This is a genomic window from Pseudomonas sp. CC120222-01a (genome assembly GCF_003097235.1).
Lineage (GTDB): Bacteria > Pseudomonadota > Gammaproteobacteria > Pseudomonadales > Pseudomonadaceae > Aquipseudomonas.
In genome coordinates this window covers 51233-72678 of record NZ_QEQQ01000017.1, presented here as the reverse complement: position 1 = coordinate 72678, position 21446 = coordinate 51233, and the positions used below count along the sequence as shown (strand labels likewise).

Here is a 21446-nt window from a genome sequence, read left to right as displayed (position 1 = left end):
AGGCAAGCACTCTGAACCGTTGCGCCGGCCTAGCGACGAATGGCGTCAAACGCCAAGCCCCGTGCCAGGCCTTCGAGCGCTTCGATCAGCGCTCCAGGCTCCTCACCCAACCAGGTCAGCGCCAGAAACTGCCGATAACGCCCGTGTACGCTGAACTGCTCACCCGCCAGCACCTGCAATGCCGAGCCTGCGGTCGCCGCCACGGCTTGAGCGCCCACACTTTCCGGTGGCAGGCGCACCCACAAGGCGCACCCACCCTCAGGCATGTCGAAGACCAGCTGCCCTCCCAATACTGCACTCAGGTGCTGGCAAAGTTGCGCCATGCGCCCCGGCAGTGCCACCCGCATCCGACCCAGGTGCTCGTCCATTTCGCCTGAGCTGATCATCTGCGCCAGCGCCTGCTGGCGCATCGGGGCAAGCTGGAAGGCACGCTGGTTGAACGCATCTGCCAACGCAGGATGGCCCCCCAGCAGGTAGGCATAAGGTGCCTCGGCCCCCATTGCCGCCTCCAGCGAACCCAGTATCAGCAGCCAGCGCGGGTCTACCCAGTCGCGCAACCGAGAGTCCGCTGGCGTGTAAAAACACAGTTCGCTGTCCAGATCGTTCTCCAGCAGCCAGACCGGGTGCAATGCCAGCAGGTCGCCGATCTGCTGCTGGGCGCGCTGGGGCATCAGGCGCCCGACAGGAAAACCCAGGCACGAAGGCAGGATCATCATGCGCACCGGCTCACGGCCCAGCAGCCTGGACAGGCTGCCGATATCCGGGCCGCCGCCGCTGTCCAGCGGCAGTTCGAGTACCCGCATGTCACAGCGTTGCAATGCCCGCAAGATCCGCCAACAGCACGGCGAAGCGACCACTACGGTGCAACCACGCAGCGCCAGGGCCAGCAGCAGCGTTTCCAGCAACGCCTGCACGTCCGGGCCCAGGTGCACATCCTCAGGTCGCCAGTACTGACGCGAAGACCGGGTGTAGCGTTCGGCCAGGGCATCACGCAGGCGTGGGCCGCCCAGCCCCTGCGCTGGCCGCGTGCGCAGCCGCCCCAGGCGCCGCTCATGGGCGAACAGTGCGCGCTCCAGCAGCGGCTGTGCGGGCAACACATGGGCCACATCGGCCAGGCCTGCTTGCAAGCCGACCTGGGCGAAGTAGCCAGACTTCGGCACCGACTGCACCCGCCCTTCATGCTCGAGCAGGCTGTAGGCCGCCTGCACCGTGGCCAATGAAACCTGCAGGCGCCTGGACAAGGCCCTCAGCGAGGGCAAGCGCAACTGCCCACCCCGCTCGGCTTCGTCGATCAAGGCGACCAGGTAGCGATACACCACCTGGTAGGCGAACTCACGCCCCATCAGGATGAGGCCTTGCACGGCGCAGGGCGGCCCAGCCATCGCAACTGCACGTCGCGCCGCGCCAGGCTGGCGAGCAAGCGCCGTACACCCGCCCCCAGCCGCCCTTTGTAGACCATGCGTAACTGCCCCAGCGGCAGGCCGCTGGTGTTGACGATCCAGTCCTTGACTGCGTCAGGGCAGGATTTGCCCTGCAGGGCCCGGTGCAGGTAAGGCAACGCGACCAGCATGTCGGCGTGACAACTTTGCAGAAACCGTTCCAGCCCCGCCCCCTGGTCGCAAAATGGCCGGTACAACATGCAGGCGAGCTGGGTCTGCTCAAGCCCGTAGGCCTTGGCGAAGCGCCCCGGCTGAGGCACCGGAGGCCTGGCAGGGTTGTTCTGGCTGACCAGACGCAAGGCTTGCCCGGGTGCAGAAAACGATTGGCCGTGACCGTCTGTTTCATGCAACTGCGCCAGCGCCAGAGGGTCGACAAACGCCGCCAACGGCGAGCCTTCACACCCCGCCTCGAAACTCCACCCCATTACCAGGTCCAGTTGGCCGTCACTGAGCAACTGGGCCAGCAAATCATCGATCGCGATGACCCGCAGCGGCAAAGCCCGGGCGCGGGTGCTATCCGATGCGGCAATCGCCGCTCCCGGTGAATCGGCCATGGCATGCAACTGGCCCAGCCATCTGGCCAGGCTATCGACGCATTGATGCAGCGAGTCAGGGCTGACGACACCTGCCAGGCGCAGGCTGCGCCGGGCCCAGGCGACAAAGCGCCGGCGCTGGCGGGCGGGCACGGCGGTTACCAGTGCGTCGGTAGCTGGGTACTCGGCCAGTGCCCGGCGAACGGCATTGGCCAGTTCCAGGTGCGTGCGACTGCCCAGCAGTGCTTCCGGGCGTGCATCGAGCAGGTGGCCGAACAAGAGCAAGGCTTTGCGTGGCAACGGCAACTGCGGAACTGTGGCGCCAGCGCGGCGACAGAAGGGCACCACCTCAGCGCCCTCGACCATCTGCAGTTGCACCCGCGGATCATCGTGCATGAACAAGGCGCTGAAGGCGCGCTCATGCTGCTCCAGCAGCGCGCTGCCGGTTGCCGGCAAACAGGTCACCAGCACCCGTAACTTGAAAGTGACCGGCGCTCGCAAGGCAATGCTCAACTGGGCGGCACGCAAGATCGCCAATAGCCGGGCACTGCGACGATCCGCGCCCTGAACCACCAGCAACCTGAACGTACCGATATATTCCGGCCCACCAGCGGCCACCAGCAGGCGCTGTATCAACAGTTGCAGCGATGCGCGCTGCTCTTTGGACATATGACTCAACAGGCGCTCAAGCACTTGCTGATAGATAAAGTGCATAGCCTGGTCGTGAATAATACTCACGGCGTCACCTCACAACTTCATTCACTGCAAAAAATCGCCGCCCATGAGTTAGCGCAGCGGATTTAATTTGAAGAAATTTCCTACAACAACCCGGAAAACTTTGAAGTTGCACAACGCTGTCGCCACACCATCGAAAAATATGATCCCATCCATGGAGTTACCAACGTCTTCAACCAAGCACGGCTGTGCCTTCCCCTCTCCACTGCCCGCTCCTTGCGCCAACTGTCAATGCGCCATTATCGAGCGTTGAATAAGGATTAAAAGATACAGATCCTGATGAAAAAACCATTCAGAAATCGGCAAACACACCATTCGCAGAGCCGAAACGTCATTTGAAAATAGGCTGTCGGCTATCAGGCAACATCAACTTACAAAGCTCATATCACCTGTCACTGAAATATAGCCAGCCATAATGCAAAAAACCGGGCATGCGCCCGGTTTTTCGTTGCCAAACATGCTGTCAGGCCGAAGCCATGTCCAGCACAACCCGCCCACCACAAGGGCACTCGTCCATATACCGATGGGCCTCGACCACCTCGGCAAACGGATACACCTTGATGATCTGCGGCGTCAGCAATTGATCAGCGGTGAACTGGTTGATATCGCGCAAGGCCCGTTGCAACGCCACCTGGTCCTGGCTGATGCCCAGTTCCGGCTTGCCGGTGAAGTTGCCGATGCAGTGCACGTAGAACTGGATGTTCTTCTGGAACGCCGCGCAGGCCGGGAACGGTGTCTGGTTACCGCCCTGCAGGCCATACAGCACCAGGCTGCCACGCGGCGCCAGCACATCGCCGAGCAGCGACATCTGCGGCCCGCCCATGCCATCGAGGACCATGTCCACGCCGCGGCCATCGGTGTACTTGCCGACCTGCATGAGCAGGTCCTGCTCTTCGGTGACGATCACCTTGTCGGCGCCCAGGCCCAGCAGGTATTCACGCTGCTCAGCTTCCTTGGTGGCGGCGAACACCTTCAGGCCAAGCGCCTTGCCCAGTTGCACGAAGGCTGGCCCGGCGCAATGGCTGGCATCGGTGACCAGCGCCGTCTGCCCGGCCTTGGCGCGGGCCAGGTCGACGTAGGCGAAATAGGCGATCAGCAGCGGCGTGTAGTGCACGCTGGCCTCGATCGGCGTCAGCAGGTCCGGGTAGCGGGTAATGGCGGTGCGCGGCAGGACGATGACGTCGCCATACACCGGGTGATCGTTGGCGCTGGTGGCCGGGAAGCTGGCGACCCGGTCGCCCACCGCGATGTCATCGACGCCCTCGCCGACCGCCGTCACCACACCGGCCATCTCGTGGCCGATCCCTGCGGGCAGACGGGCTTGAGAGGGCGCCAGGTTCTGCCGCCAGAGCACGTCATACCAGCTCACGCCGATGGCCTCGACGCGGATCTGCACCTCGCCGACGGCAGGTGACGGTTCGGCCTGCTCCTCGCAACGGAGCACATCGGCAGCGCCGAACTTGTGGAAACGGATCATGCGGGACATCGCATACCTCGCCTGTGTGAATCTCGTATTACCACGGACTTTATCCGGGCTTTAGCCGTTAGACCATCAGTGGCTATTAATAGTCGACATGCCTGTCATCGATTGGGCACCTGACTTTCCTGTGCATTGGCCCCCGGAAATCGGTGCAGGGTAACAGCCTTTGGCCTTAAGATTCACCCCTGCCCCACTTTAGGCGAAGCGCACCGATGAATCGAAACGACCTGCGTCGCGTAGACCTCAACCTGCTGATCGTGTTCGAAACCCTCATGCATGAGCGTAGCGTGACCCGCGCCGCAGAGAAGCTGTTCCTCGGCCAGCCGGCAATCAGCGCAGCCCTGTCGCGCCTGCGCAACCTGTTCGACGACCCGCTGTTCGTGCGTACCGGCCGCAGCATGGAGCCGTCGGCACGCGCCCATGAAATCTTTGCTCTGCTGTCGCCGGCGCTGGATTCGATCTCCACTGCGGTCAGCCGTGCGGCCGAATTCGACCCGGCGACCAGCAACGCGGTGTTCCGCATCGGCCTGTCGGACGACGCCGAGTTCGCCCTGCTGCCGCAGTTGCTCAAGCGCATCCGCGCCGAAGCCCCCGGCATCGTTCTGGTGGTGCGCCGGGTCAACTACCTGCTGATGCCGACCCTGCTGGCCTCGGGCGAGATTTCCGTGGGCGTCAGCTACACCAGCGAACTGCCAGCCAACGCCAAGCGCAAGATACTGCGCCGCAGCAAGCCCAAGCTGCTGCGTGCCGACAGCGTGCCGGGCAGCATCACCCTCGACGACTTCTGCGCACGGCCGCATGCGCTGGTGTCGTTTGCCGGGGACCTTTCCGGTTTCATTGATGAAGCGCTGGAAGAGATCGGCCGCAAACGCCATGTGGTGTTGGCAGTGCCGCAATTCAATGGTTTGGGGAGCTTGCTGGCGGGGACCGATATCGTTGCCACGGTGCCGGACTATACGGCCGATGCCTTGACGGCAGCCGGAGGGCTGCGCGCTGAAGACTTGCCCATGGAAGTGCGCACGTTCGAGCTGCACATGGCCTGGCGCGGGGCGCAGGACAATGATCCGGCGGAGCGGTGGCTTCGGTCGAGGATACAAATGTTTTTTGGCGACCCTGATAGTCTGTGAGCAAGCGAATTGAGTGGATACCAAGCGGCGTGCAGAATTCCGACACCATCCGCCTGATCCCCGGCGCTCAGAAGCTGGTGTCGACCGGCCTGGCCCAGGGCAAACGGATGACCAGCTACAAGACGTTGCAGGACGATATTCGCAACATGGGCGGTAACTGGGTTGATGAAGAAGTAGTGGTGGATGGCAACCTGATCACCAGCCGCAAACCGGACGATATTCCGGCCTTCAATGAACAGTTGATCAAGGCCCTGGCTGGCTGACCCTTTTCTCTGCACATCAGCCCCCTTTCCAGGGGGCCATAGCGAGGCGGTCAGTTCGATAGAACAAACGATGCAACCCGACATTCAATTCGCATTTTTGAGTGCCACGCCGCTCGTCGTAACGAATGCACATTGAACCCAACCCACAGCAATCCGATGCTTCGAAACGGTAAGAGCGTTCTCAACTGCAGGAGCTTCTACCATGCGCGATTTCCCTACTCCGCCCTTCCCTTCACAGCCGCAAAGTGTTCCCGGTTCGCAACGCAAGATGGAGCCCTATCCAGACTGCGGTGAGCAGTCGTATACCGGCCACAACCGCCTGGAAGGCAAGATAGCCCTGGTCACCGGTGCTGATAGTGGCATCGGGCGAGCCGTCGCCATCGCCTATGCCCGCGAAGGTGCTGACGTTGCCATCGCTTATCTCGATGAGCATGAAGACGCTCAGGAAACGGCGCGCTGGGTCGAAGCTGCAGGCCGACAATGCCTCCTGCTGCCCGGCGACCTGGCGCAGAGAAATCACTGTCGCGACATCGTGGAGGAAATCGACGATGACGAATGGGTAAAAACCTTCGATACCAACATCACCGCTATCTTCAGGATCTGCAAGTCAGCACTACCTTCCATGCCACGAGGCAGCTCGATCATCAACACGAGCTCGGTCAACTCCGACGATCCATCGCCAAGCCTGCTGGCCTATGCCGCGACCAAAGGTGCCATTGCCAACTTCACGGCGGGTTTGGCTCAGCTGCTAGGGAAGAAGGGAATCAGGGTCAACAGCGTTGCGCCTGGCCCCATCTGGACGCCTTTGATCCCGGCCACCATGCCCGACGAGGCGGTTATGAACTTCGGCTCCAGCTACCCCATGGGACGTCCGGGGCAGCCAGTGGAGGTCGCGCCAATCTATGTGCTGCTGGGCTCCGATGAGGCCAGTTACATCAGTGGTTCACGGTACGCTGTCACTGGTGGTAAACCGATCCTTTGACGAAAAAGAGGCTCGCCCGAAAGGCGAGCCTCAGCCCTGATTCCCGTGACGAAATCACGGTTTTCGCTGTCCGTGCCCACGTGCTGTGGTTGCTGCGCGGCTTGCTCACTTTCACCAGCGCTGGCTTCGCGGCGAACGCGCCTGAGGGCAAGTGATACCGCCGATCAGGGCATCAATAACGCCTGACCTCGAACATGATGGTAGTCCGCGCCCCCTATGGCTTCGAGAAAGCCCCAGACGGTCTATCTCGTCGCCCCCACGAAGCAACTCTTCGTGGTGGCAGAACACCCATCGGCTGCATTCAACCCTTGCGCTTGTAGCCTACTCCACCCAGAGCAACCGTGATTTTCCCCAGCCCCTGAAGAGGTGTCCCATGAACGCAATCGAACTGCTGATCCAGGACCATCAACTGGTGAAGAAACTGCTCGAGGAACTGTCGTCGACCACCGAGCGCGCCGTAAAGAAACGCGCCGAACTGCTCGAACGCATCAAACAGGAAGTGAGCATCCATACGACTTTGGAAGAAGAGATCCTGTACCCCGCGATCAAGCAGGCCGGTGGCAAGGAAGAAGCGAAGATGTATTACGAGGCCAAGGAGGAACACCGCACGGTCGACTCGCTGGTCATTCCCGACCTGCTGCACACCGAGACCGGCACCGTAGAGTTTGCCGGCCGGGTCAAGGTGATGAAAGAGCTGCTGGAGCACCATATCGAGGAAGAAGAAAGTGAGCTGTTCCCCACCGCCCGCAAACTGCTGGGCAAGCAGGAACTTGAAGACATGGGCAAGGCCATGGAAGCTCAGAAGAAACTGCTCAAGGGCGAACAACGCGCCGCCTGATGAGTGCCAGCGCGCCCATCCAGGCCCCCTGGAATTAGCGTTCAAGCTGGGCTTCTGCTGTTTCATCGCCAGCAATGTGCTGTGGGGGGTGTGGGGATGGCAGGCACAGGCCTGGGCGCTGATCATCCTGCTGGTGGGTCCGTGCATCATGAGCCTGCGAGGCTGGAAGAAAAACACCGCGATGGAACCGGGCTGAATGGGTCGCGCTTATGTTTGCCGCACTGTCCTGGATGAAAAAAAAGCCGGTAAAAAGACGTTACCGGCCACACCGCCAATACCCGGCGGCTACTCCTCGTACATGACCTGAGTGATCAGAACAGCGGTAATGTGTAGCTCACTATCAGCCGGTTCTCATCGATATCGCGTTGGTAATTGGAGCGCAGCGCCGCGTTTCGCCACAGCACGTTGACGTTCTTCAGCGGCCCGGACTGGACGGTGTAACCCAGGTCGGTGTCCCGCTCCCACTCGCGCCCTTCCCCAGCGAAAGTGGCCGGGTTGGCGTGATCGGCATGGTTGTATCGGGTCGAGAACGTCAGCCCCGGGATGCCGAGGGCAACGAAGTCGTAGGCGTAGCGCAGCTGCCAGGTGCGCTCGCCGGTTTCCATGAAGTCGGCGGCCATCATGTAGTTGGTCAGATAGGCGTCGGTGCCGATCAGGTAAGGCATGGCCGTGGAGCCCGACAGACCCTGGTAGGCGACGCCAAAGGTATGCCCGGCCTGGCTGTAGCTGAGCAGCACGTTGAGCGTGCGGTTGTCGACCTGGCCGGCCAGGGCCTGACCTTTGTCATCGCTGATGAAATAGCGCGCATCAAGTGCAAGTTTGCCGGGTCCCAGCGCGGTGCTGCCGAGCAGGCCGAAATAGTGCTGGCCGTAGATCTCGTCGAGCTCGCCGTATTGGTAGCTGAGGCTCAGGTTGGGGTTGACCACGTAGTCCACGCCGCCCATGCGAAAGTCGTCAGCCTCGGGCGTGCCGCTGAAACGCCGGTTCTTGTTGACCAGGCTCATGGCCTCTGTGTGGGAATAGTCACGCTTGGTGGTCCGGTCGATCTGCGCGTAGGTGAAGGTCAGGCTATCCAGCTCTTTGGAGGTGAGCACACCGCCCTGGAAGGTCTGCGGCAGGATGCGCCCGGTGCTGGAGGCGATGGTCGGGTACTTGAGCAACTGGGTGCCGATCTTCAGCTCAGTCTTCGACAGGCGCACCTTGGCGGTCACGCCGAACTTGCTGTACTGGTCCGGGGCGCGACCGTCGTCGCCTACCGGCAGCAGGCCAGTGCCACTGCGCCCCGGGGACGAATCGAGCTTGAGGCCAAGCATGCCGATGGCGTCGACGCCAAAGCCGAGGGTGCCGGGGGTGTAGCCGGAGCGGAAATCGAGGATGAAGCCCTGGGCCCATTCTTCGCGCTTGGAGATGCCGGCGTCTTCGCGGAAGTCGCGGTTGAGGTAGAAGTTCTGGGCTTTCAGGGAGGCTTGGCTGTCTTTCAGGAAACCACCGGCGTGGGCCGGAAGGGTGAAGCACAGCAGTGAGGCGACAGGCAGGATATTGTTGTTTTTGTGCATGACGGGTCCATTCGGCCGGACTGTAGGCTGGCCGTTATCGTTGTGTTGTCTGGGAGGGCCTCTTCGCGGGCACGCCCGCTCTCACAGAGGGAGTTGTACAGCCCCTGAGCGCCAGGTGAATCCTGTAGGAGCGGCTTTAGCCGCAAAGAGGCCGGGTCAGGCGAGCACGCCTATCTGCCATGGGCAGAATTCATCCTCGCCCAGGCCGTTGAGCTCGCTCTTGGTCGCCTCTCCCGAGGCATGGGCGAGCAACCGCTCGAAGATTTCCTGGCCCATCTGGCCAATGGTCTTGTGGCCGTCGATGATCTGCCCGCAGTTGATGTCCATGTCGTCGCTCATGCGCTGGTACATGGGCGTGTTGCTGGCCAGCTTGAAGGTCGGTGCCGGGACCGAGCCAAAGCACGAGCCACGGCCGGTGGTGAAGGCGATCAGGTTGGCGCCGCCGGCAATCTGGCCGGTGGCCGAAACCGGGTCGTAGCCGGGAGTGTCCATGAACACCAGCCCGTGGGTCTTCACCGGGTGGGCATACTCATAAACATCCATCAACGGCGCGTTACCGCCCTTCTTCGCGCCGCCCAGCGATTTTTCCAGCACGTTGGCCAGGCCACCGGCGTTGTTGCCGGGGCTGACCCGACCATTGATCTGGGTATCGCGGCCGCGGTTGTACTCCAGCCACCATTCGATGCGCTCGATCAGCTTGCGGCCTACCGCCGGAGTGGCGGCGCGGGCGGTCAGGGTGTGCTCGACGCCGAAGATTTCCGAGGTTTCCGAAAGGATCGCGGTGCCGCCATGGCGCACCAGGATATCCACCGCTGCGCCCAGCGCCGGGTTGGCCGAAAGACCGGAGAATCCATCGGAGCCACCGCACTGCATGCCAATCATCAGGTGTTCGGCGGACACCGGCTGGCGCCGCGCCTGATCGGCCTTGGGCAGCATGCCTTCGATCAGGGCAATGCCCTGGTCGGTGGCGCTCTTCACCCCGCCGACGTCCTGGATTACCAGCTTCTTCAGCATGTCGCCTTCCATCAGCCCTTCCTGCTCGAAGAAACCATGGATATTGTTGCGCTCGCAGCCCAGGGCGATGACCACCGCACCCACGGTGTTGGGGTGCTTGATGTAGCCACCGATGGTGCGACGCAGCAGGTCCATCGGTTCGCCGGTCATTTCCATGCCACAGCCGATTTCATGAACGTGGGGCACCACGCCGTCGATATTGGGGAAGCCGGCCAGGCGACGTTCGTCGAAGTGATTGGCGATCTTGCGCGCCACGGTGGCGCCGCAGTTGCCGACCACGAACACGCCCAGGTAGTTACGGGTAGCTACTCGTCCGTCTTCCCGGACGATGCCCTGGAAGGTCGCACGCTGCTCTGGCGGCAGCATGTCGGTAGGTACATAGTCCAGGCCGTAGCGGTAGTCGCGGTCAGTTTCACCAAAGGCAATGTTGTGGCTGTGCATCCAGGTACCCGGCAGCAGGTCTTCGGCGGCATAGCCGATCACCGTGTTGTACTTGAGTACCGGCTCGCCCATGGCGATCAGCCGGGCGGCGACTTTGTGCCCCAGCGGTACGGGCTGCCGAGTGGTCACGCCTTCACCGGGGATGGCGGTGCCGGCGGGGATTTCGACGCGCGCGACAACGACGTTGTCAGCGGCATCGAGGCGAATGACGGGGCTCACTTCACGGTGACTCATGGTGTTTTCCTATGGGTATGTCATACACGGCGGTGGCGACAAAAGCGCCACCGCCGTGGCTTGCTCAGGGGCGTTTGCCGAATTCGACGCTGTGCTGGGTCCAGGCCAAGGCCTGTTCGCTAAGGGAGAAACCGAGCCCAGGGCGGTTAGGCACCCACATGCGCCCTTCACGCAACTCCAGGCGCTCGTTGAACATCGGTTCGAGCCATTCGAAGTGCTCCAGCCAAGGTTCTTCCGGGTAAGCCGCCGCCAGGTGCAGGTGAATCTCCATGGCGAAGTGCGGCGCCAACTTCAGGCCCTTGAAGCTGGCCAGGTTCATGATCTGCAAGAATGGCGTAATACCGCCGACACGCGGCGCATCGGGTTGCACAAAATCGCAGGCGTTGGCGGTGATCAGCTGGGCGTGTTCGTTGAAGCTGGTGAGCATTTCGCCGGTGGCGATAGCGGTGTCCAACGACGCAGCCAGGGCAGCGTGGCCTTCAACATCGGCGCTGTCCAAAGGCTCCTCGATCCAGGTCAAGTCAAACTGCTCAAGCTTGCGGCAGAATCGCTGGGCGGTGACCCGATCCCATTGCTGGTTGGCGTCGACCATCAGCGGGAAGCCTTCGCCCAATTGCTCGCGAACCGCCTGCACACGCTTGAAATCGATGCTGGTGTCCGGCTGACCAACCTTGATCTTGATGCCGCCAATGCCGTTGCCACGGGAGGTCTGCACGTTCTCCAAGACCTTTTCCAGCGGTGTCGACAGGTAGCCGCCCGAGGTGTTGTAGCACTGCACAGAGTCGCGGTGGGCACCCAGCAACTTGGCCAACGGCAGGCCGGCGCGCTTGGCTTTCAAGTCCCATAGGGCGATGTCGAAGGGCGCGATGGCCTGGGTGGTCATGCCGCTGCGGCCCATCGAAGCGCCGGCCCAGAGCAGCTTGTTGTAGAGCTTGGCGATGTCGTTGGGATCTTCCCCCAACAGGGTCGGGGCGATTTCCTGGGCATGGGCATACATGCCCGGACCGCCAGCGCGCTTGGAGTAACCGAAGCCGATGCCTTCGTGGCCTTCGCGGGTACGGATTTCAGCGAAGATGAACGCGATTTCGGTCAGCGGTTTTTGCCTCCCGGTCAGCACCTTGGCATCGCTGATCGGCGCACCCAGTGGCAGCATGGTGTAGGACAGCTTGATCCAGGCAATGCTGTCGGTGGTGGCTGGCCCGGCTTGCAGGGCGGCGATCTTCGGGTCGATGTACACGTTGCTTTCGATCATGGCGTGCTCCTCTAAATCACTGGGTGTCGGCAGGTTTGCCGGTCAAGTCGGAAAGTTGCAGGCGCTGGATGCGGCCGACGATCACCAAGTAGGCGAATGCCGCCAGCAGGCCGTGGGCGCCGACATAAATGAGTGCGCTATTGAACGAGCCGCTGGAATGCAGCAAGTAGCCGATCACCACGGGGGTGACGATGCCGGCGGTGTTGCCCAGGGCGTTAAACACGCCACCGGTCATGCCGATCATTTCCCGCGGAGCGGTGTCGGCCACCACGCTGAAGCCAAGGTTGCCGAAGCCCTTGCCGAAGAAGGCCAGGCTCATCACTGCGATCACCAGCCACTTGGCGTCGACGTAGTTGCACAGCATCATGGTCGAGCTCAGCAGCACGCCGGTGATGATCGGCGTCTTGCGGGCGATGCTCAGGGACTTGGTGCGGCGCAGCAGGTAGTCGGAAAAGAAGCCAGAGGAGACCGCGCCGATCAGCCCGCACAAGGCCGGGATGGAAGCCACCAGGCCCGCCTGGAGGATGTCGAAACCACGCTCTTTGACCAGGTAGATCGGGAACCAGGTCACGTAGAACCAGGTAACCGCGCTGACGCAGTACTGGCTGATGAACATGCCCAGCAGCATACGGCTCTTGAACAGCAGGCCCACTTCAGCCAACGAACTGCGGCGCTTTTCCTTGGGCAGCGAGGCCTGAGCTTCGAGATCGACCAGCGCTTCCCCTTTGCGCAGGTAGTCGAGTTCTTCGCCGTTCATCTTCGGATGGCTGACCGGCAGGTAATAGTTTTTCCACCAGATCGCGGCGATACCGAAGCCGACGATGCCCATGACGATGAACATGTACTGCCAACCGAAGGCGTAGCAAAGCCAGCCCATGAATGGCGTGAAGAAGGCCAGCGAGATGTATTGGGCGCTGTTGAAAATGGCTCCTGCCATGCCCCGCTCCGCCGACGGGAACCAGGAGGCGATCACCCGGGTAGACGCCGGTCCCACCGGCGCTTCGGCCACGCCAAGCAGAAAGCGCAGGGCCAGCAGCAGCGGCACGATCATGCCGACGTAGTGCACCAGGCCCATGCACACCGTGAATGCCGACCAGATGCAGATGGCAAGGGCCAAGGTCTTTTTCGAACCGAAGCGATCGGCCAGCCAGCCGGAGGGAATCAGGAAGATCACATAGGCCCAGCTGAAAATGGAGAACAGATAACCCATTTCCACCGAGCTGATGCCGAGCTCCTTGCTCATGTCGGAACCGGCCACCGACAGGGCGGCGCGATCACCGCTGCTCAAGGCCAGAACCATGGTGATCAGAGCCAGGATCAGGTACCGATAGCGGGTAGCCGTGGTGGACGCGGCCGCGGCGCCGGGGGCAGGCCCGGCGGCGTAGGTGTCGTGGTTGTGCATCGCGGTTGCCTCATTGTTTTTATTGGCGTGTAGCAGGGCCTTGCACCGGCGCCTGCCTGGGATTCTGGCAGCTTGCAGCCCTGCTGGAGAGCTGTTTCCGACCAATGACAGCGCTATCAAATGACAGCGCTGTCATTTATCCTAGGCCTTATTCTGCGCGGGTTGCAAATTGGCATTCCGGCGAAATTCCCACCTATTGGGAATGCTTCAAAAGGGGCAGGAAAGCGTGCGCCGTTCCGGTAGAATCGACCCACCCGCCACCCCGCCTGCCTTGAGGCTTCGCATGCTGGAAACGTCCGTAATCACCCCTGGCCCGAAACCGGGCCCCGCCACCCTCGATGACGTGGCGAAGATGGCCAAGGTCTCGCCCATCACCGTTTCCCGGGTGATCAACCGGCCGGAACTGGTGTCGGAAAAAACCCAGAAAAAGGTGCGCAATGCCATCCGCAAGACCGGATATGTGCCGAATATGCTGGCGGGCGCATTGGTTTCACAGCGCAGTCGGCTGATCATCGTTGTGGTGCCGAACATTGCCAACCGTGCCTTCGTCGACACTATCACCCAGCTCGGCCAGCGCCTGGCCGCCGCGCGCTACCAACTGCTGCTGAGCCAGTCGGATCTGGCACACAGCAGCGAACCGGAATTGATCGACGCGATCCTGGCCCGCCGCCCCGATGGCATCGTGCTGACCCGCCAACTGCAAAGCCCTGACGCACGGGAAAAGCTGATCGCCCGTGGCATTCCGGTAGTGGAGACCTGGGAGCTGGCAGTGGACCCGATCGACACTGTGGTCGGCTTTTCTCACGAAGCCGTTGGCCAGGCCATGGCCGAGCACATCATCGAACGCGGCCACAGCCGCGTCGGACTGGTCTGGAGCGACGACGCCCGCGCCACCCGACGGCGCCAGGCGTGTGTCGACACTTTGCACGAGGCCGGTGTCGAAGTGGTCGCCTGCGAGCTCGAAGCCGTACCGGTGAACATGGGCCACGGCCGTGAAGCCATGGCCCGACTGCTGGCGGCCAAGGTGCCGATGGATGCGGTGATCTGCAGCATCGACCTGCTCGCCCAGGGGGTCATGGCCGAGGCCCAGGCCAACGGCCTGCGAGTGCCTCAGGACTTGGCGGTAATGGGCTTCGGCAACCTGGAATTCGCCGCGCATACCCACCCGCGCCTGAGCACGGTGAATGTTGACGGCGGGCGTATTGGCCTGCGTACGGCAGAGTTGCTGCTGCAGCGGATCGAAGGCAGCCTGGGGCGTGGTGAACAAGTGGAGGATGTGGGCTTCAGCCTGGTGGTGCGCGAAAGCACCTGAGGGCTGCGCACGTCAATTGCCAGCCCAGCGCCGCAGCTGCGCCGCCATGTAATCCCAAGCCTGTTCCACTTCGGCCACCCCGAATGCGCGCAGGCTCGAATGCACCATGCCCTCGCCCACCCAGGCTCGGGCCACCACACCCGCTGCCACCAGCGCATCGACATAGGCAAGCCCGTGATCGCACAGCGGGTCGACCCGCGCCACCAGCGCCAACGCCGGTGCCAGCCCGGCAAAGTCTCCAGCCTCCAGCGGCATCGCGCAGGGGTCATCACGCTGCGACGCTTCAGGCACGAAGCCCGCCAATGACTTCATCAACCCCGCCACCGTCATCATCGGCGCCTCGACGTGCTCGCGCATCGATGGCAAGTGCTGCCGAGCCGACAGCACCGGATACACCAGCATCTGCCCCAGCGGCTGTTCCAGCCCGTCGCGGCGCAACGCCATGCACAGGCCAGCAGCCAGCGTGCCACCTGCGCTGTCCCCCGCCACCATCAGACACGCCTTACTGAGGCGGGGGTCGACGGCCCCGGCCCGCAAACCGTGCCAAGCGTTCAGGCAGTCCATCAGCGGCGCCGGGTAGGCATGCTCCGGCGCCAACCGGTAGTCCACGGCAACGATCGCCAGCGGCAACCGCTGCATCAGGGCATGGGCGAACCAGTCATGGGTGTCGAGATTGCCCAGGTCCCAGCCGCCGCCGTGCAGGTACAGCAGTGTCGTCCACCCCCCGGGCGGCACTTTGCCCGGGGGTGTGTAACAGCGCAGGCGTAAGCCCTTCAGGTCGATATCGGCAACCTGCCAGCCGAACGGTCGCGGTGGCGTGCAAGCACGGCAGGCAGCGAGAAAGGCTTCGCGCCGGGCTGCCAGACTGTCGTCACGCGGGGCGAAACGCTGGCTGTTGTCGATGTAGGCCTGCATGGCAGGATCGAGCGGACGGGATAGCACGGGCAATTCTCCGGGTCAGAGCAAGGGCAAGGTATAGGCGATGATCACCCGGTTCTCATCTCGCCGGCCGGTGGCATCGCCCTGCAGTTCGACGTTGCGCCAGCGCAGCGCCAGGTTCTTCAGGGGCCCGCTCTGGATCACATAGGTGATGTCCAGATTGCGCTCCCATTCACTGCCGTCCTCGCCGGCCACCTTGAAGTTGTCGCCCTTCACATAGCGAGCGAACGCGGTCAGTCCCGGCACCCCAAGGGCGGCGAAGTCGAGGTCGTAGCGGGCCTGCCAGGAGCGCTCTTGGGCGCGGTCGAAGCGCAGCACCTGTACGGCGTTGGCCACCCCGGGCAGGTCGGTGTCGTGGATGAACGGCAAGGCGCTGTCACCGGCGTTGTATTGGTAGCCGAGGCGAAAGGTCTGGGCACGCAGGTTGGCGCTGAGCATCGTCGAGGTCATGCGGCTGTCGAGCTGGCCGGCCTTTTCGCTGCCGGATTCGCCGGTGTCGAGGTAGTTGAGCGTGCCGGAAAGGTTCCAATCACCCACCTTGAGGGTGTGGATGCCGGTGTACAGGGTTTGCTGGTACACATCCGCCAGGCGACCGGTCCACACCCCCAGCGAGGTCTGCGGCGTGGCGCGCCAGGTCCCACCGAGGTAATCGAAGCGGTCGCTGAACACGCTGTAGTAATTGCCCACCTGGATATCCCGGGCACCGGCAAATTCGCGCTGGTTGACCCGGCGCATCTGGCCCAGGCCGATGTCGAGGTTGTCCAGTTCGCGAATATCCAGCATCGCACCCTCGAAGAACTGCGGCAGCAGCCGTGCGTCACCGGAACTGACCAGCGGAATCTTCGGGAACAGCCCGCCCACCTTGAGCTCGCTCTTCGAATACTTGAACTTGGCCGCCGCCGTGGCTTCGGAGAAATCGTCCACCGAGCGCGGGTCGGCATTGCGCGGCCCGCCGGCACGGTCATAGGCCCCCGGCAACAGCCCGGTGCCGCTGCGCGAGGACGACGAATCGAGCTTCAGGCCAAGACCTGCGTACACATCCACGCCCACCCCGACCGCCGTATCGGTATAACCTGACTCGCCTTTGAGGATGAAGCCCTGGGCCCACTCCTCCAGCTTTGACTGGGCAGGCTTGGTCGAGTCGCGCAGGTCGTGGTTGTAGTAGAAATTGCGAAAGGTCAGGTTGGCCTTGCTGTCGTCGAGGAATGCGCCATGGGCATACAGCGGGCCGAGGCCGAGCAGCAGGGAGAGGGGTTTTGCAGCGCGAGCGAAGCCCGCTCCAGTCGAGGAGTGTTTCATTGTTGTTGTGCTCTTCTTATAGGTATGTGGGGTGTTGCGTCAGCGGTGTTGCCAGGTGTATTCGAGGGTGGCTTCCAGGCGCTGGCCAGGAGCAAGCTCACGGGTGCCGGTTTCGGCCCAGCTGTCGCGGGGCTGGTTGAACGCGTCAGCCAGGTGCGACACCGGCTCCAGGCACAGGTATGGGCTGCCGGCCGGAGCGAAGGCGACAAAGTGGCTCAGCACCGACGAGACTTGAACGTGCAAATGGCCCTTGGGGTAATCGAGTTGCAACCGGCCATCCCAGCGCGACTGGTAATGCGCCAGCGCCTCGCCGGCATCCGCTTCGATCAACCAGTCCCTGGCACCGTCCTGGTAGGTTCCGGTGGCCAGGTACTCCGCGTCGATCTGCCATTCGCGCCCGGTGCGGTACTGCACGCGCATGCCGGGGTGGCGCTGGAAGTACGGGTGCAGCCCAAGGCCGCCGGGCATGGGAGTTTGTCCCTGGTTTATCAGCACCAGGGTGATGCGCAGACGTGCGCCGTCGAGCACGAAGTGCTGTTCGGCGCGAAACGCCCAGGGCCAGTGCTCGCCTTGATAGTCGCAGGCGATGCTCAGGCGATCGCTGCCGGTGTCCACCACCTGCCAGGGTTGGGTGTGGCCCACCCCATGCAAGGTATGGGGCCGTGCCGCCGGATGTGCGGGCAGCGCGTGCCCGGTGCCGGCGTACTGCAACCGCGCGTTGCGGATGCGGTTGGAGTACGGCATCAGCGGATACGCGCCTGCCCGTGGCCAGTCCAGCGGGTTAAACGAATGGGCGTTGATCGGCAGCAGGACCGCCAGCCCCTCGGCATCGAGGTGGGCGATGCGCCCTCCCCAGGCCGGCAGCACGCCCAGCGACCAGGTGGCATTGCTCAGAACCACGGTGTGCATAGAACCTCCAATGCCATTTTTCAGGCATGCACAGCCCCTGCCGCCATGCCGAGGCACGGCGGTGAGGCGTTTACGGGTCGGTTAGCGGCGGAAGCGCTCGGCCACTTGCAGGTCGATGTCCAGGCCTAAACCTGGGCCCTGAGGGATCTGCAACTGATTGCCCTGACGCAGCTGCTCCACCGGGTACAACCAGCCAGCCGGCTCGACGAACAGGTATTCGATCTGCGGTACCTGCGGCTGCACCGCTGCCAGGTGCAAGGTGGCGATCAGCCCCGGGCCGAAGTACGGGCAGTGCGGCAGCACCACGCCCGCATGCTGCTCGGCGAGCGCGGCAATGCGCAGGCACTCGGAAATGCCGCCTACCTTGGTCACGCTGGGCTGAACCGTATCCACGGCGCCGCTGCGCAATGCCTGCTCGAACTGCACGGCGGTGCACCAGTTCTCTCCAGCCGACAGTGGCACGCCCTGCCCGCGCAGGCTGGCCAGGGTGGCAAAGTCCTCCGGCGGGAAGATCGGTTCCTCCAGCCAGGCCAGTTGCAGGTCGGCCAGCGCCGGCAGCCATTCGCGGGTATCGGCCACGGACCAGCCACAATTCACATCGGTGGCCAGCGGCACGTCATGGCCGATGGCACGGCGGCAGGCAGCGATCTCCGGCACGGTCACTTCATGCAGCTTGATGTCGGTGAAGCCCATGCCCAACGCCTTCTCGCAAATGGCCGGGGCCACCTGATCGTCGGCATAGCGCACCAGGCTTGCGTAAGCGGGCACCTGCTCGCGGGTGGCCTGGCCGAGCAACCTGTGCAAGGGCACGCCTTCACGCCGGGCCGCCAGGTCCCACAGGGCGATATCGACACCGGAGATGGCGAACATCGTCACGCCATAGCGGCCGAACAGGTGCAGGCGCAGCTGCAGTTCCCGGTTGAAGGCGGCAATGTCGTCGATCTGCCGGCCCAGCAGCAGCGGCGCGATCAGGCGATCGATCAGGGCCTTGGTGGCGTCGGCGACGAAATAACCGAACGCCTCGCCCCAGCCGACATTGCCCTGCTCGTCTTCCAGGCGGATCAGCACGTTCTCCAGGGTGTGCCAGGTGGTCGGCGTGATGCCCTGGCCCTTGCCGCCATCATGGAAGGGAATTTCGACGACCTGGGTATCGATACGGACGATTTTCATGCTTGCTCCAGAACACTGGCCAGGGCAACGCCGGCATAGGCGCCACCAACATGGTCACGGCCGGAACCGACCGGGGCCATGGTTTCATAGGCGAGGAAGTTGTCGGCCAGGTGCTCGGCCGCATTGTCCTGCGGCCGGTAGCCCAGGGCGCGGGCACGGCTGTTGTGGAACAGCGCCTGGGGGCATTCCGACACGCCGTAGACGATCTCATGGCGCACCTGCGGATGCTCCAGGCCGATCAGCACCAGCTGCGCGAGGTCCCGGGCACTGGTCCACAGGCGCAGGCGACGGGCGTCGGCAACCTTGGCGTCGGCGTTGCCAATGCGCACGACGAACGTCGCCAGTTCGCTGCGCTGGGAGAAGGTTGCGCAGGCCGCTTCGCCGAACACCTTGCTCAGCGCGTAGTAGCTGTCCGGCGCCACCGGGTGGTCGTCGAACTGTTCGGCTGCCTGCGTGGGGTACTGGCCCAGCACATGGTGGCTGCTGGCGAACACGAAGCGCCGCGCCCCGGCGCGCTGGGCGGCCTCGAGCAGGTAAAGGGTGGCGTGGTAGTTGGGCTCTATCGTGGCCTGGAACTGGATATCGGTGCCATGGGCACAGGCCAGGTGCAGCACCGCGTCGATACCTTCGCAGGCCTGGCGGACGAAGGCCGGGTCGGTCAGGTCGCCAACCAGGGCGGTTTCATTGGCGGCTAGCTCGGCGATCGGCCGGCGATCCAGCAGGCGCAGGCTGAAGCGCTCGCGCAAGTACGGGCGCAGGGCGGTTCCGACGATTCCGGCGGCGCCGGTGACTAGAAGCGTAGGCATGGTGTATTCCCGTAAAACGTGGGTAGCAGTCAGTTCAGACGGTGGCGATGACGGTGACTTGGCGGGCCGGCTTCTGGCCGACGAACAAGGCCACGATCAGCGCACCGACGATGCCCAGCACGGCGGCCAGGCCAAAGCCGCTGCTGTAGGTGCCGGTGGACTGGATGATGAAACCGGTCACGGTCGGCGCAACGATGCCGGACAGGTTGGCCAGGCCGTGCATGAAACCTCCGGCGGTGCCCACCTGATGGTCCGGCACGGCGTCCTGGATCAGCGACCAGTAGGCGGGCGCGGTCAGCATCAGGAAACCGATGGCCACGGTCATCACTACTACGGTGCTGGTCACGCTCTCGACCTGTCCGGTCAACCCAATGCACACAGCAGCCACCAGCAAGCAGCTGACCAGCACCACCTTGCGCGAGAACAGTTGCTTGCCGGTGCGCTTGAACACCCAGTCGATCAGCAACCCGCCACAGATGAAGCCGACGGTACCCACCAGCCACGGCAGTGCGGTGACGATGCTCATGGCCTTGAGGTCGATGCCCTTGGCCTCGATCAGGTAGCTGGGGAACCAGGTCATGAAGAAATACAGGATGTAGTTGTAGCAGAACAGCGATACGCCAGTGACCAGTACCGAACGCTGCAGGATGATCTCCAGCACCGGGGTGCGGGGAGCTTCTGCGACGGCAGTGACCGGCGCCTCACGGCCCTCGTTGATCAGTGCCAGCTCTTCGGCCGACACCTGCGGGTGCTCCTTGGGCGTCGAGGCCGCCAGGCGGTACCAGGCGATGGCCCACAGCACACCGATCACCGCGATCACTACGAAAGCCACGCGCCAGCCCAACCACAGGGCGAGAAAACCCACGATCGGGCCGGCCAGGGCGCCGCCCAGCGGGCCGCCAGCCTGGTTGATGCCGATCGCGCGGGCGCGCTCCTTGATCGGGAACCAGCTGTTGACGGTCTTGTTGGCGGTGGTCGACACCGGGCCTTCGCCGACGCCGAACAGCGCGCGCACGATCAGCAGCGACCAGAAATTGAAGGCCAGTGCGGTGGAACCGCACAGCACCGACCAGAAGCTCATTGACCAGGTCAGCACCCGCTTGGGCCCGAAGCGGTCGGCCAGGTAGCCACCGACGAAGCAGAACAGCGCATAGCCGAAGAAGAAGCTGCTGAAGATCATGCCCTTCTCGGCGGGCGTGAGGTGATACTCCTGGGTAATGAACGGCATGGCGATCGACAGGGCAGCGCGATCGACATAGTTGATGATCATGGCCAGGAACAACATGGTCAGGATCGTCCAGCGATAGTTGTTTTTCTTGTTCATGTACGACTCCGCCCGGCACCTGTGATGCCGGATCTTTTTTTTGTTATAGCGCCTGGCCCCGGCAGAGGGCCAGGCGCCTCTGGGGTCAATCAGACGCTGTAATCCACTGCCACCCACTCGAAGTACTGCTTGAGGTCGGCGACCAGGGCCTGGTGCGCGGGGTGTGGCAGGTAACGCGCTACCGCGTCGGCGTCATCGAAGCTGGACTCGAGGATGTAGTCCCAGCAGATCGGCCGATCCAGTTCGTTGGCCGCGACGCGCCAGTCACGGATGAAGTCGATTTCTTCGGTCAGGTCACGCATCCGCGCCACCAGCACCGCTTCCCGTTCAGGCTGCGCTTCGACGCCGGGCAGGCGGCGGAACAGCACGATATGTCGCATCATCACCCTGC

At 63.2% G+C, this 21446-nt stretch carries 18 protein-coding genes and 1 pseudogene; 5 read left to right on the top strand and 14 right to left on the bottom strand.

Features of this window, described 5'->3' with window-relative positions; all coding sequences use genetic code 11:
• Nucleotides 1-29: 29 nt before the first annotated feature.
• The 3 genes from N430_RS20530 to N430_RS20520 form a co-directional block, all read right to left on the bottom strand.
• Complete coding sequence (locus N430_RS20530) at nucleotides 30-1343, bottom strand: GntR family transcriptional regulator (protein ID WP_110635528.1); 1314 nt, start codon at nucleotides 1341-1343, stop codon at nucleotides 30-32.
• On the bottom strand, nucleotides 1343-2710 hold the full coding sequence (locus tag N430_RS20525; RefSeq protein ID WP_110634861.1) for a hypothetical protein: 1368 nt from the start codon (nucleotides 2708-2710) through the stop codon (nucleotides 1343-1345). Before N430_RS20525 ends, N430_RS20530 begins: the two co-directional genes overlap by 1 nt.
• 460 nt (nucleotides 2711-3170) lie before the next feature.
• The gene (locus tag N430_RS20520) at nucleotides 3171-4193 is read right to left on the bottom strand and encodes a zinc-dependent alcohol dehydrogenase family protein (protein WP_110634858.1); all 1023 of its coding nucleotides are present in this window, start codon (nucleotides 4191-4193) and stop codon (nucleotides 3171-3173) included.
• Nucleotides 4194-4399: 206 nt separating this feature from the next.
• On the opposite strand from N430_RS20520, the gene N430_RS20515 reads away from it, so the two are divergent.
• The 4 genes and pseudogenes from N430_RS20515 (at nucleotide 4400) to N430_RS20500 (ending at nucleotide 7397) form a co-directional block, all read left to right on the top strand.
• A complete protein-coding gene (locus N430_RS20515) occupies nucleotides 4400-5314 on the top strand; it encodes a LysR family transcriptional regulator (protein WP_110634855.1) in 915 nt (304 codons plus the stop codon).
• Between the two features lie 17 nt (nucleotides 5315-5331).
• Nucleotides 5332-5577: pseudogene (locus tag N430_RS20510) on the top strand (DJ-1/PfpI family protein); the annotation flags it as partial.
• A gap of 202 nt (nucleotides 5578-5779) precedes the next feature.
• The gene (locus N430_RS20505) at nucleotides 5780-6559 is read left to right on the top strand and encodes an SDR family oxidoreductase (protein ID WP_110634852.1); all 780 of its coding nucleotides are present in this window, start codon (nucleotides 5780-5782) and stop codon (nucleotides 6557-6559) included.
• Nucleotides 6560-6932: 373 nt separating this feature from the next.
• Nucleotides 6933-7397, top strand: a complete 465-nt coding sequence (locus tag N430_RS20500) for a hemerythrin domain-containing protein (protein WP_110634849.1) — start codon at nucleotides 6933-6935, stop codon at nucleotides 7395-7397.
• 311 nt (nucleotides 7398-7708) lie between these two features.
• Here N430_RS20500 and N430_RS20490 read toward each other — a convergent pair whose 3' ends face one another.
• The 4 genes from N430_RS20490 to N430_RS20475 form a co-directional block, all read right to left on the bottom strand.
• Nucleotides 7709-8953 carry an OprD family porin gene (locus N430_RS20490; RefSeq protein ID WP_110634843.1) on the bottom strand — a complete coding sequence of 415 codons (1245 nt, stop codon included), beginning with the start codon at nucleotides 8951-8953 and terminating at the stop codon, nucleotides 7709-7711.
• 156 nt (nucleotides 8954-9109) lie between these two features.
• Nucleotides 9110-10642 (bottom strand): UxaA family hydrolase, encoded by a 1533-nt coding sequence (locus N430_RS20485; RefSeq protein WP_110634840.1) that lies wholly within the window; start codon nucleotides 10640-10642, stop codon nucleotides 9110-9112.
• Nucleotides 10643-10706: 64 nt separating this feature from the next.
• Nucleotides 10707-11894, bottom strand: coding sequence for a mandelate racemase/muconate lactonizing enzyme family protein (locus tag N430_RS20480; RefSeq protein ID WP_110634837.1), 1188 nt, complete (start codon nucleotides 11892-11894; stop codon nucleotides 10707-10709).
• A 16-nt stretch (nucleotides 11895-11910) separates the two neighbouring features.
• The gene (locus N430_RS20475; RefSeq protein ID WP_110634834.1) at nucleotides 11911-13296 is read right to left on the bottom strand and encodes an MFS transporter; all 1386 of its coding nucleotides are present in this window, start codon (nucleotides 13294-13296) and stop codon (nucleotides 11911-11913) included.
• Between the two features lie 283 nt (nucleotides 13297-13579).
• On the opposite strand from N430_RS20475, the gene N430_RS20470 reads away from it, so the two are divergent.
• A complete protein-coding gene (locus tag N430_RS20470) occupies nucleotides 13580-14608 on the top strand; it encodes a LacI family DNA-binding transcriptional regulator (protein ID WP_110634831.1) in 1029 nt (342 codons plus the stop codon).
• Between the two features lie 12 nt (nucleotides 14609-14620).
• On the opposite strand, the gene N430_RS20465 is transcribed toward N430_RS20470, so the two are convergent.
• The 7 genes from N430_RS20465 to N430_RS20435 all read right to left on the bottom strand — a co-directional run bounded on the left by N430_RS20465 (nucleotide 14621) and on the right by N430_RS20435 (nucleotide 21438).
• Nucleotides 14621-15550: an alpha/beta hydrolase gene (locus N430_RS20465; protein ID WP_256592158.1), complete on the bottom strand. Its 930-nt coding sequence runs from the start codon at nucleotides 15548-15550 to the stop codon at nucleotides 14621-14623.
• Between the two features lie 15 nt (nucleotides 15551-15565).
• On the bottom strand, nucleotides 15566-16846 hold the full coding sequence (locus N430_RS20460; RefSeq protein WP_110634825.1) for an OprD family porin: 1281 nt from the start codon (nucleotides 16844-16846) through the stop codon (nucleotides 15566-15568).
• Between the two features lie 39 nt (nucleotides 16847-16885).
• Nucleotides 16886-17755, bottom strand: a complete 870-nt coding sequence (locus N430_RS20455; RefSeq protein ID WP_110634822.1) for an aldose 1-epimerase — start codon at nucleotides 17753-17755, stop codon at nucleotides 16886-16888.
• Between the two features lie 81 nt (nucleotides 17756-17836).
• Nucleotides 17837-18925, bottom strand: coding sequence for a mandelate racemase/muconate lactonizing enzyme family protein (locus N430_RS20450; RefSeq protein ID WP_110634819.1), 1089 nt, complete (start codon nucleotides 18923-18925; stop codon nucleotides 17837-17839).
• Nucleotides 18922-19731 carry an NAD(P)-dependent oxidoreductase gene (locus N430_RS20445; RefSeq protein ID WP_110634816.1) on the bottom strand — a complete coding sequence of 270 codons (810 nt, stop codon included), beginning with the start codon at nucleotides 19729-19731 and terminating at the stop codon, nucleotides 18922-18924. The genes N430_RS20450 and N430_RS20445 overlap by 4 nt, the downstream gene beginning before the upstream one ends.
• A 34-nt stretch (nucleotides 19732-19765) precedes the next feature.
• The gene (locus N430_RS20440) at nucleotides 19766-21055 is read right to left on the bottom strand and encodes an MFS transporter (protein WP_110634813.1); all 1290 of its coding nucleotides are present in this window, start codon (nucleotides 21053-21055) and stop codon (nucleotides 19766-19768) included.
• Nucleotides 21056-21144: 89 nt separating this feature from the next.
• On the bottom strand, nucleotides 21145-21438 hold the full coding sequence (locus N430_RS20435; protein WP_110634809.1) for a Dabb family protein: 294 nt from the start codon (nucleotides 21436-21438) through the stop codon (nucleotides 21145-21147).
• Between the last annotated feature and the right edge of the window lie 8 nt (nucleotides 21439-21446).